At 71.5% G+C, this 14214-nt stretch carries 12 protein-coding genes; 4 read left to right on the top strand and 8 right to left on the bottom strand.

Annotation, left to right across the window (positions count from 1 at the left end):
• Window positions 1-432: 432 nt before the first annotated feature.
• The 3 genes from AB0E94_RS24055 to AB0E94_RS24045 all read right to left on the bottom strand — a co-directional run bounded on the left by AB0E94_RS24055 (window position 433) and on the right by AB0E94_RS24045 (window position 3652).
• Window positions 433-1344, bottom strand: coding sequence for a DUF1295 domain-containing protein (locus tag AB0E94_RS24055; RefSeq protein WP_360329597.1), 912 nt, complete (start codon window positions 1342-1344; stop codon window positions 433-435).
• Between the two features lie 24 nt (window positions 1345-1368).
• On the bottom strand, window positions 1369-2493 hold the full coding sequence (locus AB0E94_RS24050) for a hypothetical protein (RefSeq protein WP_360329595.1): 1125 nt from the start codon (window positions 2491-2493) through the stop codon (window positions 1369-1371).
• Between the two features lie 94 nt (window positions 2494-2587).
• The gene (locus AB0E94_RS24045) at window positions 2588-3652 is read right to left on the bottom strand and encodes an aldose epimerase family protein (protein WP_360329593.1); all 1065 of its coding nucleotides are present in this window, start codon (window positions 3650-3652) and stop codon (window positions 2588-2590) included.
• Window positions 3653-3716: 64 nt separating this feature from the next.
• Between AB0E94_RS24045 and AB0E94_RS24040 the strand changes: the two genes are divergently transcribed.
• Together AB0E94_RS24040 and AB0E94_RS24035 are read left to right on the top strand one after the other, a co-directional pair.
• On the top strand, window positions 3717-4577 hold the full coding sequence (locus AB0E94_RS24040) for an amidohydrolase (RefSeq protein WP_360329591.1): 861 nt from the start codon (window positions 3717-3719) through the stop codon (window positions 4575-4577).
• 434 nt (window positions 4578-5011) lie between these two features.
• Complete coding sequence (locus AB0E94_RS24035; protein WP_360329589.1) at window positions 5012-5485, top strand: DUF1992 domain-containing protein; 474 nt, start codon at window positions 5012-5014, stop codon at window positions 5483-5485.
• A gap of 63 nt (window positions 5486-5548) precedes the next feature.
• Here the strand turns inward: AB0E94_RS24035 and AB0E94_RS24030 are convergent, their stop codons facing one another.
• A complete protein-coding gene (locus tag AB0E94_RS24030; RefSeq protein ID WP_360329588.1) occupies window positions 5549-6088 on the bottom strand; it encodes a hypothetical protein in 540 nt (179 codons plus the stop codon).
• Between AB0E94_RS24030 and AB0E94_RS24025 the strand changes: the two genes are divergently transcribed.
• The gene (locus AB0E94_RS24025; protein WP_360329586.1) at window positions 6087-6911 is read left to right on the top strand and encodes a cytochrome c biogenesis CcdA family protein; all 825 of its coding nucleotides are present in this window, start codon (window positions 6087-6089) and stop codon (window positions 6909-6911) included. The two genes, AB0E94_RS24030 and AB0E94_RS24025, sit on opposite strands and share 2 nt — an antisense overlap.
• On the opposite strand, the gene AB0E94_RS24020 is transcribed toward AB0E94_RS24025, so the two are convergent.
• Genes AB0E94_RS24020 through AB0E94_RS24010 form a run of 3 tightly spaced genes read right to left on the bottom strand, consistent with a single transcriptional unit; the run spans window position 6894 to window position 9852 of the window.
• On the bottom strand, window positions 6894-7712 hold the full coding sequence (locus AB0E94_RS24020) for a carbohydrate ABC transporter permease (protein WP_360329585.1): 819 nt from the start codon (window positions 7710-7712) through the stop codon (window positions 6894-6896). The two genes, AB0E94_RS24025 and AB0E94_RS24020, sit on opposite strands and share 18 nt — an antisense overlap.
• A complete protein-coding gene (locus tag AB0E94_RS24015; RefSeq protein WP_360329583.1) occupies window positions 7709-8569 on the bottom strand; it encodes a sugar ABC transporter permease in 861 nt (286 codons plus the stop codon). The genes AB0E94_RS24020 and AB0E94_RS24015 overlap by 4 nt, the downstream gene beginning before the upstream one ends.
• Window positions 8566-9852, bottom strand: a complete 1287-nt coding sequence (locus AB0E94_RS24010; protein ID WP_360329581.1) for an extracellular solute-binding protein — start codon at window positions 9850-9852, stop codon at window positions 8566-8568. Before AB0E94_RS24010 ends, AB0E94_RS24015 begins: the two co-directional genes overlap by 4 nt.
• 160 nt (window positions 9853-10012) lie before the next feature.
• Here AB0E94_RS24010 and AB0E94_RS24005 point away from each other — a divergent pair, with 160 nt between their 5' ends.
• Window positions 10013-12739 carry a hypothetical protein gene (locus AB0E94_RS24005; RefSeq protein ID WP_360329580.1) on the top strand — a complete coding sequence of 909 codons (2727 nt, stop codon included), beginning with the start codon at window positions 10013-10015 and terminating at the stop codon, window positions 12737-12739.
• A gap of 40 nt (window positions 12740-12779) precedes the next feature.
• Here AB0E94_RS24005 and AB0E94_RS24000 read toward each other — a convergent pair whose 3' ends face one another.
• Window positions 12780-14201: an aromatic amino acid lyase gene (locus AB0E94_RS24000; protein ID WP_360329579.1), complete on the bottom strand. Its 1422-nt coding sequence runs from the start codon at window positions 14199-14201 to the stop codon at window positions 12780-12782.
• Window positions 14202-14214: the final 13 nt, after the last annotated feature.

The following is a 14214-nucleotide window of genomic DNA, read 5'->3' as shown; positions in this document are numbered from 1 at the left end:
CACCCAACGCCCACCCCGTCACCCGACCGCGACACCTCAAACCACCCACACGAGGAATCGACAACCACCCCACCACACCACCACGCAGAAGACTCTCTGGGGGTGGTTTGTCGTGCAAGGTCTACTGCGCGGGGGAGACCTTGCAGCTTTCTTCCCGTCTGGGCATGGAAAGGGCTGCAAGATCGGCGCGAGGGTGAAAAGTCGTGCAAGATCCGCGGGCGGCGGAGCGTTACCGACGTAGGCGTTACCGCCGGAGGCGTTGTTGGTGGCGGAGGCGTTGTTTGCGGCGGAGACGTCATCCGCCTGTGGGCTGTCCTTCTCAAGGTGAGGTGGCTGCGCAGAAGACTCCGGAGGCGTGGAAAGCGTTGCAAGATCCGCGCGAGGGTGGACTTCCGTGCAAGATCAGGCGAGGGCATGCCAGGCGGCCGGGGCTCAGCCGCCCGAACGGAAACCGGACGGCCGGGGGAGGAGGGCTGGCACTCGCCGCATGTGTTCGGCGTAGGCGGGGCGGCGGATCAGGGACCGCCGGTCCATCATCGGCACGCTGACGAACGTGAACAGCAGCACCATGGTGACCGGCCCGATGATCGTCCACCACCAGTCCGGGGCGGCGGCCAGGCCGAACAGCCACATCCCCCACCAGAAGGTGATCTCGCCGAGGTAGTTGGGGTGCCGGGAGTGCCGCCACAGGCCGCGGTCGATGATCGCGCCGCGGTTGGCCGGGTCGCCGGCGAATCGGTGCAGCTGCCGGTCGGCGGTCGTCTCGAGGAGGATCGCCCCGGCGGTGACGACGACCGCGGCGATGTCGAGGACGTTCCACGGGCGGCCGGTCACGGTGGTGGCGGGCCAGACGGCGAGCAGGCCGGCGAAGACGACGAGCGTCGGCATCAGCTGGATGCCGACGAGATTGATCAGCCACCACGGGACTCCGGGCCGGCGCTGGTCGCGCAGTTGCACGTAGCGCCAGTCCTCGTGGCTGAGCCCGCGCCAGGACAGCGCCCAGTTGGTGGTCAGCCGGATCGACCAGATCAGGACCAGGGCGAGCACCGCGACCTGCCGCCCGGTCAGTGGTGGGGTGCTGGACACCCAGGCGATCACGATCACCGCGGGAGCGACGCTCCAGTACGGGTCGTAGAGGCTCGCGTTGGCGACCAGCATGCTCGCCGCGAACACCACGAATGTCGCGGCCAGATCGGCGTAGAGAGTGAGCAGGAGCCCGTGCGAGTCCAGGGCGGCGACGACGGCCCACGCGGCGAGCCCGGCCAGCACATAGGCGAGTGTCACGACGGTGAACCCGGCCGGCCGGGTAGAGCCGGCCAGGTTCCCGCCGATCCGGTAGGTCATAGACGGATGCTAATAGCCGGAGGGTCAGATGGGCAGGGTCACCGTCTGCGGCGCCGGGCGGCGGGTGGTGGTCCCGTCGCCGAGCTGTCCGTTGGCGTTGTTGCCCCAGCACCACAGGGCGCCGCCGGTACGCAGTCCGCAGCCGTGGTAGCCGATCGCGAAGTCACCGGTCCAGTCGGTGGCGGTGCCGACCCGGGTCGGGGCGTAGCGGTTGGTGGTGGTCCCGTCGGCGAGCTGCGCCTCCATGTTGTTGCCCCAGCACCACAGGCTGCCGTCGGTACGCGACCCGCACGCCGAGTTGTCGTTGCCGGTGACCCGGGTCCAGGTGCCGGCGTCGCCGACCCGGACGGGTGTGGTCTGGAAGCTGCCGGTCTGGCCGAGCTGCCCGTACCCGTTCTCACCCCAGCACCACAGTGTCCCGTCGGTACGGGTGCCGCAGGTGAACGCGTACCCCGCGGTGATGCTGTTCCAGGTGGTCAGCGTGCCGACCTGCTCGGGCGCGGCCCGGTAGTTGAGGATGCCCAGGCCGAGCTGTCCGGTGGTGCTGTCGCCCCAGCACCACAGTGTCCCGTCGGTGCGGATCGCGCAGGTGTGTGCGAACCCGGTCGTCACCTTCGCCCAGTTGGTGGCGGTGCCGACGCGTACCGGCGCGGTCTCGGTGTAGGCGCCGGCGCCGAGCTGCCCCAGCCGGTTGAAGCCCCAGCACCACAGGCTGCCGTCGGTGCGTACCCCGCAGGTGTGGCTGTCGCCGGCGCTGACGGTGGCCCAGTTGGTCGCCGTGCCGACCTGGACTGGCGCGGTGCGGGTGGTGGTGGTGCCGTCGCCGAGCTGGCCGCGGAAGTTGTTGCCCCAGCACCACAGGGTGCCGCCGGCGCGGACCGCGCAGTTGTGCAGGAACCCGGCGTCGATCGAGACCCAGTCGGTGGCGGCGCCGACCCGGCCCGGGGTGGTCCGGTGGGTGGTGGTGCCGTCGCCGAGGGCGCCGGTGTAGTTGCCGCCCCAGCACCACAGGGAACCGTCGGCGGGGATGGTGCAGGTGTGCGCGTAGCCGGTGGCGACGACGGGCGTGACGGCGGCGGCCGCTGGGCTGCCGATCAGGCCCAGGGCCGCCACCGCCAGCGCGAGGACGATGAGTCGGAATCTAGCCATGTGCTCACTCCGGGGGATGGGGAACGGATGGGAGTGGGAGCGCTCCCACGCGTTCATATCATCGACCGGTGAGAATGGACAAGGTGGTTGGGGGTCAGCCGAAGATTGCGAAGACGTGCGTCGTGGTCGATCGGTAGGTCTCGCCCGGCCGCAGCACCGTCGACGGGAACTCCGGCTGGTTCGGGCTGTCCGGGAAGTGCTGTGTCTCCAGCGCGAACGCGTCACCCTGCCGGTAGGTGAGCCCGGCGCCGCCACGCAGCTTGCCGTCCAGGAAGTTGCCCGAGTAGAACTGGAGCCCCGGCTCGGTCGTCTCGATGGTCATCTCCCGGCCGCTCGCCGGGTCACGCACGACGGCCGCCGTCCGCAGGCCCACGCCCTCGTTCAGCACGTAGTTGTGGTCGTAGCCGCGGCCCAGCCCGAGCTGCGGGTGCTCGCCACGGATCCGCTCGCCGATCGGGTGGAACTCCCGGAAGTCGAACGGCGTGCCGGCCACCGGCGCGATCTCCCCGGTCGGGATCAGCGTCGCGTCGACAGGTGTGTAGTGCTCCGCGTCGATGCGCAGCAGATGGTTCTCGGCGGTGCCGGCGCCCTCGCCGGACAGGTTCCAGTACGCGTGGTTGGTCAGCGCGACCACCGTCGCCCGGTCGGTGCCGGCCTCGTAGTCGAGCCGCAGCGCGTTCCGCTCGTCGAGCGTGAACGTGACACTGACCTGCACCGTCCCCGGGAAGCCCTGCTCGCCGTCGGCCGAGGTGTAGCTCATCCGCACACCGTTCGCCACCTCGGCCGCCGCCCAGACGCGCTGGTCGAAGCCGTGCGAGCCGCCGTGCAGGGTGGTCTGCCCCTCGTTCTGCGCCAGCTTGTAACTCTCCCCGTCCAGCGTGAAGCCGCCGTTCGCGATCCGGTTCGCATACCGCCCGATCGTCGCGCCGAAGAACGGGTTGCCGGCCAGATAGGCGGGATCGGTGTACCCGGCCAGGTCGGCGAACCCGAGCGTCACGTTGCCGAGGTTCCCGTCCCGGTCCGGAACCAGCACGGTCTGGATCGTCGCGCCCCAGGTGAGGATCGACACGGACACGCCGCCAGAATTGGTCAGCGTCCATTTCTCGATGCCCGTGCCGTCGGCCAGCTCGCCGAATGTCACCCTGTCGATACTCGTCATGGCCGGAATCGTGCCAGATAAGCGGTGACTGTTAACGTTCACCTCGGTCGGTAGGCTCGGCGGCATGCGGGTCGACTGCCATCAGCACCTCTGGCCCCCGGCGCTGGTCACAGCGTTGCGGGAGCGCCAGGCCATGCCGTACATGCGGGACTGGACGCTGTATCTGGCCGGCGAGAACCCCTATCAGGTCGACCCGGCCGCCCACGATGTGGAACGCCGGCGCGCCGCCGAGCAGATGGACCGGGTGCTGGTCTCGCTGTCCAGCCCGCTCGGCATCGAACACGCCCCGGACGCCGCCGGACTGATCGACATCTGGCACGAGAGCGCCCTCGCGCTGCCCGATCCGTTCCACCTCTGGGCCGCCGCGTCGGTCGCCGCCCCCGACGAGTCGTCGCTGGCCCGGGTGTTGCGCGAGGACCGCGTCGCCGGCCTGCAACTGCCCGCCACCGCACTCGACAGCCCCGACGCGCTCGGCCGGGTCGCGCCGCTGCTCGACGTCCTCGAACGCTCCGGGAAACCACTGCTCGTGCACCCCGGCCCGGCCCCCGCCGAGCCCGGTGAGCTGCCCGGCTGGTGGCCGGCGCTGGTGCCGTACGTCGCACAGATGCATCGGTCCTGGATGGCCTGGCACATCGCCGGCCGCAAGCGCCACCCCGCCCTGCGCATCGCGTTCGTCGCCCTGGCCGGGCTGGCCCCGCTGCACCACGAACGCCTGGCCGCCCGTGGCGGGCCGCTCTTCACCCCGGACCCGAACGTCTTCTACGAGACGTCCTCCTACCACTCCGACGCGATCGCCGCCCTGGCCCGCGTCGTCGGCCCAGCCGCCGTCGTGCACGGCTCCGACCGCCCCTACGCCGACCCCCTCGACCCGATGGCCTTCCACGCGGCCTACTTCACCGCGAACCCGTCCCGCTTACTTCAATAACCCTCATCCGGTACGCGCCACACCTCCCACAACCGCAGCCCACCCCGCCCCGCCCCCACCCCGCGACGGGGCTGCCCACTCCGGCCCGCCAGCGCCCCGCCGGGCAATTGCGCCCCAAGCCCGCCAGCCGTCGCTGACCGCGGTATTGCCGTACGGATAACCGTGGTAGGCGACGGCTGAGCCCGCCGGCCGTCGCTGGCCGCGGTTTTGGCGTACGGGTAACCGTGGTGGGCGACGGCTGAGCCCGCCGGCCGTCGCTGGCCGCGGTTTTGGCGTGCGCATGACCGTGGTGGGCGACGGCTGAGCCCGCCGGCCGTCGCTGGGCGCGGGAATGCGGCCGCCGAAAGGCGGCTGAGCGACGGCCGGCGGTCTCCCGGGTGGGGCGGATCGGCGGTTAGGCTGGTGGGACGTCTCGATGGAATCGGGGGCCGGCGATGACCGAACACAAACCGATCGGCGCGAACTTCGAGTCGTGGATCGACCAGCAGATCGCCGAGGCCACCGAGCGTGGCGAATTCGACAATCTCCCCGGCGCGGGCAAGGCCCTGCCTCCGGGCGGCGAGGACGAGGACTGGTGGTTCCGCGACTACATGGAGCGCGAGGAGGTCTCCGCCGACGCCGCGCTGCCCCTGCCGCTGCTGCTGCGCAAGGAGGCCGAGGACATCGACGAGACGGTTCGTGACCTGCCCACCGAGGAGAAGGTCCGCGCCGCGGTGGCCGACCTGAACCGCCGGATCCAGGAGTCCTGGCGGCTGCCCGCCCAGCCCGGCCTGTTCGTCCGCAAGGTGGACCCGGAGCCGGTGGTGGCCCTCTGGCACGCGACCCGCCCGCTCCCGGCCCCACCGGCGCCCACCCCGCCGCCGGCGCCGCTTCCGTGGTGGCGCCGCCTGTTCCGGATGCCCGCCTGACCCGTCCCGCAACCCGCGTGGTGATGTGTGGCGCGGATCGGGCCACAGGTCACCACGCGGGGGTCAGTCGAAACACTCGTCCTCGTCGGTTATCTGGACGCCTATCACCGTTTGTGGCGGGGTGAGCTGGTCGAAGAACCAGACGTCGGCCGGGCCCAGACAGGTGGCCGAGTCGTCCGACATTTCCAGCCAGGCCGAATCGTCGATCCGGGAATTGTAGGCGGCATATGCGTGCCGTGCCTTCGGCCCGAGCTTCTGGAAATTCTGAGTGATGTCCCGGAACGCGGCTGTCGGTTTACGAGCGAGCCAGTCCGCGCTGGTCAGGTAGAAACAGACCCGCGGATAATCGCAGCCGAACCGGCTTTCCGCAGATGCCGGCGCCGGCCCGGCGACCAGAATCGCTCCCGCGGCCATGAGTGTGGTGGTGGTGAGCCTGAGCATTTGAGATCCCCCGTTTTCCTGTTGCCGGAAACACTTGGGGACCATCGTGCACCCGCCCGCCGGGGCCCGGACCCGTACCGAATATTCCTGGTCGAACGGCCGAGGCCGGGCTCGTCCGGTAATCCGCCGGCGGCCGGTAGCCGTAAACACGGTCGTGGACATGGAGACGATCACCTTCGCCCTGGCGGCCGGGCTGCTGGCGGCGTTCAACCCGTGCGGGTTCGCGTTGCTGCCGTCGTTTCTGGCGCTGCTGGTCGCCGGTCCGGGTGGGGTGCTGCGGGCGCTGCGCCTGTCGGTGGCGATGACCGCCGGGTTCGTGACCGTGTTCGGCCTGATCGGGGTGGTGCTGGCGGTGACGACGGCGCCGATCCAGCGGCACCTGCCGTGGGCCGCGGTGGTCACCGGATGCGCCTTGGTCCTGCTGGGCGCGTGGTTGCTGTCCGGCCGGGAGTTGCAGGTCCGGCTTCCGCGGCTGGCCGCTGGGTCACCGACGGGTTCGATCCTGGCACTGTACGGCTACGGCGCCTCCTACGCGGTGGCCTCGCTGTCCTGCACGATCGCCCCGTTCCTGGCCGTGACGGGTCTGGTGTCCGGCGGCTCCGGCATCCGGTCGGGTGTGCTCGCGTTCGTCGCGTACGGCCTCGGGATGGGTCTGGTGGTGGGTCTGCTCGCCATGCTTGTCGCGTTCGCCCGGGAGGCGACGGTCCGCCGCACCCGGGCGGTCCTGCCGTGGATCTCCCGGCTGTCCGGCGCGTTCCTGCTGGTGGCCGGCCTGTATGTGACCTACTACGGCTGGTACGAGCTGCGCCTGGCAGCGGGTGGTTCCCCCACCGACCCGGTGATCGGGGCGATGGGGGAGCTCCAGGGGCGGGTGACCACCTGGCTGGACGGGGTCGGCATCGGATGGACGGCCGCCGCGTTCGCCGTGGTGGCGCTGCTGGCGGTGGCCGCCCGGTTCCGGTCCGGCTCACGTGCCGGCGAGTGACCCGCCGATCCCGCCGACGCTGAAGTACCTGTTCAGGGTGGTGAAGACGATCACCGGCGGCAGCATCATCACCACCGCGAGCGCCATCACCGAGCCCCAGTCGGTGCCGTTCTGCTGGAAGAACGACTGGACGCCGATCGGCAGCGTGAACCGTTCCTGTGAGCGGAGGAAGACGATCGCGACCAGGTAGTCGTTCCAGGACACCAGGAACGTGAAGATCGCCGTGGACAGGATGCCCGGCAGCGAGTTGCGCAGCACGATCCGGGTGAACCCGGAGAACACCGAGGCCCCGTCGATCCAGGCGGCCTCCTCCAGCGAGACCGGGATGGTGTCGATGTAGGCGGCCATCATCCAGATCGCCACCGACATGGACGCCCCGACGTACACGATGCCCAGGCCGACCAGGTTGTCGACCAGCCCGGCCTCGGCGAAGAGCAGGAAAAGTGGGATCACCGCGGTGATCACCGGAAGCGACTGGACGACGAAGAGCAGCAGCGAGTACGCCGACACCGCCCGGCTGCGGCCACGCGACAGCACGTATCCGGCCGGCGCGGCGACGGTCACCGAGACGAGGACGGTGGCCAGCGTGACGCCGAGACTGTTGGCCAGCCAGGTCAGCGTCGGAACGTCGGTGAAGATGTGCGTGAAGTTGGCCGGCCCGAACGCGTCGCTGCTGCCCGAGGCCACCCCGGGCCGCAGCGAGAGCACCAGCACCGCCGCGACCGGCACCAGCACGACGCCGGTGATGACGAGGATCGCCGCGAACCGCCACCACTGCCCGCGGGTGCTGTCGGTCGTCATACGTGCGCCTTTCGGATCTGGCGGTACAGGGCCACGGACACGACGACCAGGCTCAGGGTCATCAGGAAGGCGATCGCCACACCCGGGCCGACCTGGAAGTTCTGGAAAACGGTGCGGTAGGAGAGCACCACCAGTGAGGTGGTCGCGTCGACCGGGCCGCCGCCGGTGAGCAGGTAGATGGTCGGGAAGTCGTTGACGCAGAAGATCGTCATGAGGATCCAGGAGATGTACGTGGACCGGGCGATCATCGGCAGCGTGATGTGCACGAACTGCTGCCATCGGGTCGCCCCGTCGACTCCGGCAGCCTCGTAGACGGCTTTGTCCACACCGGTGAGCGCCGCGCTGATCATCATCATCATGAACGGGACGCTGATCCACACCTTGAAGGCGCAGACGGTGACCTTGGCCAGGGTGGGATCGGCCAGGAACAGCGGTGTGCCGAGGCCGAGCGCCTGGGCCAGGCTGGGCAGCAGGCTCTGCGGGGTGGCGACCAGCCAGTTCCACGCGGTGGACGACACCACGACCGGGACCACCCAGGGCAGCAGGAGCAGGGTCTTGAAGACGGTCCGGCCCGGGATACGGGTGCGCAGCAGCAGGGCCAGACCGAGCCCGCCGGCCCAGCTGCCGAACACGCCGACCGCGGTGAAGATCAGCGTGAACCGGACCGACCGCCAGAACGCCGGGCTGGTCAGCGTCGACAGGTAGTTGTCCAGGCCGACGAACTCGCCCGGGTCGATCAGGGTGCCGTCGCGTACCGACTGGACCGCGGCGTAGACCAGGGGATAGGCGTTGATCAGGACCAGCAGCGCCAGCGACGGCGCGGCCAGCAGGAGCAGGGTCCGCCGGGAGCGGGTCACTTCACGATCGCCTGCAGCGCGCCCTGGAGGGTGTCCAGTGCCGCCTTCGGGTCGCTGCCGGCCAGCACGGTCTGCGCGAACTGGGTGAGCGGCTGGCTGGAGTCGACCGCCGCGAGCCCGCCGAACAGCGCGGTGGACCGGGTGGCGAAGGTCTTGGCGACCGGCGCCCACTCGGCGATGATCTTCGCCTTCTGGGTCTGCTTCTGGAACTCCGGGAGCGCGACGATCGACTTGAGCACCGGCAGTCCGGCCACCACGTTCTGCTGCCACAGGGCCTTCATGCTGCGGATGTAGTACGCCAGGAAGGCCTCCGAGCCGCTGGTGGACGGCGTGTTCGCGTACATCATGATGTTGTTTTGAAAGACCAGGCCCGCCTTGGCGCCGCTGGGGCCGGTGAGCGGGCTCAGCACGCGGAGGTCGCCGTCGGTCTCGCCGGTGTCGGTGTCGAGGCCGGCGGTGTGGATGCCCATCGCGACCTTCTTGTTCTTCCATTGGGTGATCAGGTTGTCGGTGGTGTAGCTGATCGACGCCGGGTCGACCGCCTTGGCCTTGACGAGCTCCTGGACGAACTGCATCGCCTCGATGTTGGGCGGGGTGACGACGTCGACCTTGCCGTCCGGGTCGAACAGGCCGCCGCCGTTGTTCAGCATCATCAGCAGCAGGCCCTGACTGCCGAGGTTGTTGCCGGCGCCCGCGCCGGTGCCGAAGCCGAAGATGCCCTTGCCGGCGAGCGTGCGGCTGGCGTTCAGGAGTTCGTCCCAGGTGGCCGGCTCCTTGACGCCGGCGTCGTCGAGCAGGGACTTGCGGTACCACCACACCCGGAAGTCGAGCTGCCACGGCACGGCCGCGTAGCCCTTCGCGGTCTTCATCGAGTCGATCTGGCCGGGCAGGAAGTCGTCGAACGTGCCGTCCTTACGGAACTGCTCGATCACGTTGTCGGCGTACGCGATCGCGCCCTGCTCGGCGAACTGGAAGGCCTGGAACCCGCCGCCGGTGCTGACCGCCGGCCCGGTCTTGGAGGCGATCGCCGAGGAGAACGTCTGCGCGAAGTTCGCCCACTGGATCTCCTGGTAGGTGGCCGCGGGCAGTTCGCCGGCCGGCGCGTACGCCTCGGTGAGCCGTTTCGCCGCGGCCGTGTAGTCGGCCTGCCCCCACGGCATGTCCCAGAACTTCAGCTTGCCCGACCCGGAGGCGGAGCCGCCGCCGCACGCGGACAGCAGGGTCCCGCCGGCGACGGTCGCGCCGAGGCCGAGGAAGGCGCGGCGGGAGAGGTTCGAGCGCATCGTTGACTCCTCTGTAGACGAATGCGGTGGACGTTAAGGAGCCGGGGATTGTTCATGGTCGGGCGCGAGCACTGAACAACGAGCGCTGAACAACGTCGATTCGTGGGATCGCTCCCATCCGGCGGTCGACCAGGTGGAGGCCGTCGTATATACAGCAGGGATGCCTCGTCGGGAGCGTCCGCTGGAGTCCGAGGACTCGCCGCTGCTGCGGTTCGCCGGTGACCTGCGGCGGCTGCGCCGTGACTCCGGCGAGCCGACCTACCGCGAGCTCGGGAAGCGGACCAACTACTCGGCCGCGGCGCTGTCCGAGGCGGTGTCCGGCCGGCGGCTGCCGAGTCTCGCCGTGACCCTGGCGTTCGTGCGCGCCTGCGACGGCGACGCCGACGAGTGGACCGCACGGTGGCGAGAGCTGGCCGCGGCCCAGCCCGGCGGTCCCGGCGAGTCCGCCCCGCCGTATGTCGGGCTGGCCGCCTACCAGGTCGAGGACGCCGACCGGTTCTTCGGCCGGGAGGCGCTCACCGCGACCCTGCTGGCCCTGGTCGAGGACCGGCCGTTCGCGGGGGTGTTCGGCGCTTCCGGCGCGGGCAAGTCGTCGCTGCTGCGGGCCGGGCTGGCTGCCCGCTCGCCGCGGACCACCCTGGTCGTCACGCCGGGCGCTGATCCGGTCGACGAGTTCGCGGTCGCGCTGGCCACGCTGGCCGACGAGCCGGCCGGCCGGGTCCGCGAGGATCTGGCGGCCGGCCCGCAGGCGCTGCGCGGCTGGCTGGCCAAGGCGGCCGACGACCTGCTGGTGGTGGTCGACCAGTTCGAGGAGTGCTTCACCCTGTGCGACGACACCGGCCGGGACTGGCTGATCCGGGCGCTGACCCAGGCCGCCGGGCCGCGCAGCCGGGTGGTGATCGGGGTGCGGGCCGACTTCTACGGCCACTGCGGCGCGCACCCCGAGCTGGTGGCCGCGTTGCACCGGGCTCAGCTGCTGGTCGGCCCGATGTCGACCGAGGAGTTCCGGTGGGCGGTGACCGAGCCGGCCACCCGGGCCGGGGCGTCGCTGGAGACGGCGCTGGTGGCCCGGCTGATCTCCGACGTGGCCGGGCAGCCGGCCGCGTTGCCGCTGGTCTCGCACACCCTCGCCGAGGCGTGGCGGCGGCGTCGCGGGCTCGCGCTGACCCTCACCGGTTACGAGGATGTCGGCGGCATCCGGCACGCCCTCGCCCGGACCGCGGAGGAGACCTACGGCGACCTCGGCGAGGACGACCAGGGCGCGGCGCGCCACCTGTTCCTGCGCCTGGTGGTGCCCGGCGACGGCACCGAGGACACCAAACGCCGGGTGCCGCGGGCCGGTCTCGGCACCCCGGACGCGCTGCTGGAACGGCTCGCCGCGGCCCGGCTGATCAGCCTCGATCGGGACGGCGTGGAGCTGGCCCACGAGGCGCTGCTGCACGCCTGGCCGCGGCTGGCCGGCTGGATCGACCGGGACCGCGACGACCTGCGCACTCAGCACCGGATCGCGGAGGCCACCGCGCTGTGGGAGGCGCACGGCCGCGACCCGGACAGCCTCTATCGCGGCGCCCGCCTGGAGGAGGCGGCCCGGTTGCGGGAGCGGCTCACCGCGCCGGAACGCGAGTTCGTCGACGCCGGGCTGGCCGCCGAGCAGGCGACGATGGCGGCCGGGCGGCGGTCGGCGCGGCGGCTGCGCCGGCTGGTGGCCGGGCTGGCGGTGCTCGCGGTGCTGCTGGCGGGCACCGCGATCGCCGCGTTCACCGCCCAGCGCGCGGCGACGGCCCAGCGCAACGAGGCGCTGTCGCTGCGGGCCGTGGACGCCGCCCGGGGCCTGCTGGAGACGAAACCGCACGAGGCCGAGGCGCTGGCGCTGGCCGCGTATCGGGTCGCGCCGACCGCCGAGTCCCGCGACATGCTGGTGCTGGCCCATGCCGCCTCGGCCGCGACCACGCTCGGGCTGGGCTACGCGACGACCCCGGGCCGGGCCGCGATCACCAGGCAGCCGGCGTACGGTGGCCGGCCGGCGAGCGAGCTGCTGTGGCGGCCGAGCAACGGCTCGTGGGAGCCGGCCGGTGAGCTGCCCACCGGGGAGATGTTCCTCTACGGCCAGAGCGCCGACGAGCGGGTGGCCCTCTACGGCGGTGGGCCGGGCTCGGTGCTGTGGGATCTCTCCGATCTGGACCGTCCGCGCCGGATTCCCACCCCGGCCGATCTGCCGCTGGTGGAGAGCATGGACCGGACCGGCTCACTGACGGCCGGGGTTGTCGCGGGCCAGGCGGTGATCCTCTGGCGGGTCGGTGACCGGGCGGTGCGCCGGCTGCCCGCGCCCGATGTGCAGAGCACCGCGCTGATGCCCGACGGATCAGGTGTCGTGGTGTGCCGGCGGGTCGGCGGCCGGTTCGTCCTGGAGCTGTGGACGCTCGACGGCGCCGTGGTGAGCACGTGGTTCAGCTCGCCGTACCGGATGTCGCCCTATGCCGGGCCGGACGGCACGGTCGTGGCGATCCTGGAGAGCGGCGAGGTGGTGATCATCGACGCCGCGGATCCGGGCGCGGCCCGGACTCTGGCCCGCGTCGACGGCCTGGGGTTTCCCTCGATGGTGACCTTCGACCCGACCGGGCAGACCCTGGCGCTGACCGACTTCGACCGGGTGGTGCTGGTGAGCGTCGCCTCCGGGGAGTTGCTGATCTCGCTCGACGCGCAGGGGCTGGACCTCGCCTTCCCGCGCATCGAGGACGGCCGGATCGCGGTGCTGGCTGCCGGCGACCTGTGGCGGCTCGACAGCGACCTGGACCGGGTGATCCGTGAGCTGTGTGCGGACCGGCCGCTCGTGGTGGACTGGGACCGCTACTTTCCCGGCGCCGGGCCGAAGCGCCTGTGCCTCTGACCCATCGCTGTTCGCTCGGCGCCGGGCGAACAGCGACGAGTCAGAGCAGGGTGGCCAGGGTGGGCAGCAGCGCGGCGGCCCGGGTGAGGTCGGTGTCGAGTGGCCGGTCGGTGAGGTCCGGGGAGAGCGCCTCGGCGGCGAGTCCGTAGGCCTCGGCGAGGGTGCCGGTGGTGAGGCGTTCCGGGGCCAGGCGCAGCGCGCGGACGGCGGCGACCAGCTCGGCGGCGAGCAGCGTCGGGGCGAGCCGGGTCATGACGCGCAGCGAGCGGGCGCCCTGGGTGGCGAAACTGGCGTGCTCCTCCAGGCCCAGCGAGATGGACAGGGTGCCGGAGACGGTCGGCTGCACGGTGCCGCGCATCTCGGCGAGCAGGTCCTGCACCACGTACTCGGTGATCATCAGCCCGGAGCTGCCCGGCGGGCCGTCGGCCAGGAAGGCCCGCAGGCCGGTCATGTCGGGGCGCATCAGCAGGCTGAGCCGGGCCGCGGACAGCGACATGACCGGCAGGAACGCGCCGCGTACCGCGTCCAGCCCGGCGGCCAGGGCGGCGGTGTGGAACTGGCCGTGATGGTGCACGCCGTCCGCGGTGACCAGCGGGTTCTCCACGGCGGCGTTGAGTTCGGCGGTGACCGCGGCGGTCAGGGTCTCGGCGGCGTGCAGGGCCGGCGCGGTGACCTGCGGCACCACCCGCAGGCCGAACGGGTCCTGGATCCGTAGTGCCGGTGAGGCGCCGCTGACCAGCGCGTGCAGGGTGCCGGCGACGGTGATCTGGTGCGGGTGCGCGCGGGCGGCGTGCACGGCCGGGTCGTACGCCTCGGGATTGCCGCGCAGTGCCAGGAAGGAAAGCGCGGCGATGATCGTTGACGCCCGTAGATGACGGTGGACTTCCGAGACGGCGAGGGCGGCGGTGGCGACGGTGAGGGCGCTGGAACTGATCATCGGCAGCGCGTCGGTGGCCTCCAGCTCGACGGCCGGCGCCGTGCCGCTGCGCCACGGGCGGGCGCCGGCCAGGGTGAGGGTGAGCTCGGCGAGCGACGACAGGTCGGAGGTGCCGATGCCGCCCCAGCGGTGCAGGGTGGGCACGGCGCCGTCGCGCAGGGCGACCGCGAGCGCCTCGGTGACCCGGCGGGAGACGCCGGAGCCGCCGGCCAGCAGCTGGTTGAGGCGTACCGCCATCACCGCACGGGCGGTACGGTCGTCCTCCTCGGGCCCGACGCCGGCGCAGTGGCTCAGCAGCAGGCGCAGCGCGTGACCGTCGGGGTCGCCGGCCTGCTCGTGCCGGTTCGCGCCGACGCCGGTGTTGGCCCCGTAGACGGCGCCCCGGCCGCGTGCCTCGCGCAGCCCGGTGTGCCGCTCGTCGACGAGCGTGAGCGCGGCCGGATCGATGATGATCCCGGCCGCTCGGGATGCGATCGCCTCCAGTTCTGGGATCGTCAGTGCGTGACCATCTAGCCGGACCTGCACGAAGTCTCCAGAA

It is taken from the genome of Actinoplanes sp. NPDC026670, from assembly GCF_040638175.1.
Lineage (GTDB): Bacteria > Actinomycetota > Actinomycetes > Mycobacteriales > Micromonosporaceae > Actinoplanes.
This window is presented reverse-complemented; position numbering and strand designations above follow the sequence as displayed.

Excerpts from the sequence above, each read along its gene's own strand:
- AB0E94_RS24055 (WP_360329597.1), bottom strand. The coding sequence starts at position 1,344 with ATGACCTACCGGATCGGCGGGAACCTGGCCGGCTCTACCCGGCCGGCC.
- AB0E94_RS24050 (WP_360329595.1), bottom strand. The coding sequence starts at position 2,493 with ATGGCTAGATTCCGACTCATCGTCCTCGCGCTGGCGGTGGCGGCCCTG.
- AB0E94_RS24045 (WP_360329593.1), bottom strand. The coding sequence starts at position 3,652 with ATGACGAGTATCGACAGGGTGACATTCGGCGAGCTGGCCGACGGCACG.
- AB0E94_RS24040 (WP_360329591.1), top strand. The coding sequence starts at position 3,717 with ATGCGGGTCGACTGCCATCAGCACCTCTGGCCCCCGGCGCTGGTCACA.
- AB0E94_RS24035 (WP_360329589.1), top strand. The coding sequence starts at position 5,012 with ATGACCGAACACAAACCGATCGGCGCGAACTTCGAGTCGTGGATCGAC.
- AB0E94_RS24025 (WP_360329586.1), top strand. The coding sequence starts at position 6,087 with ATGGAGACGATCACCTTCGCCCTGGCGGCCGGGCTGCTGGCGGCGTTC.
- AB0E94_RS24030 (WP_360329588.1), bottom strand. The coding sequence starts at position 6,088 with ATGTCCACGACCGTGTTTACGGCTACCGGCCGCCGGCGGATTACCGGA.
- AB0E94_RS24020 (WP_360329585.1), bottom strand. The coding sequence starts at position 7,712 with ATGACGACCGACAGCACCCGCGGGCAGTGGTGGCGGTTCGCGGCGATC.
- AB0E94_RS24010 (WP_360329581.1), bottom strand. The coding sequence starts at position 9,852 with ATGCGCTCGAACCTCTCCCGCCGCGCCTTCCTCGGCCTCGGCGCGACC.
- AB0E94_RS24005 (WP_360329580.1), top strand. The coding sequence starts at position 10,013 with ATGCCTCGTCGGGAGCGTCCGCTGGAGTCCGAGGACTCGCCGCTGCTG.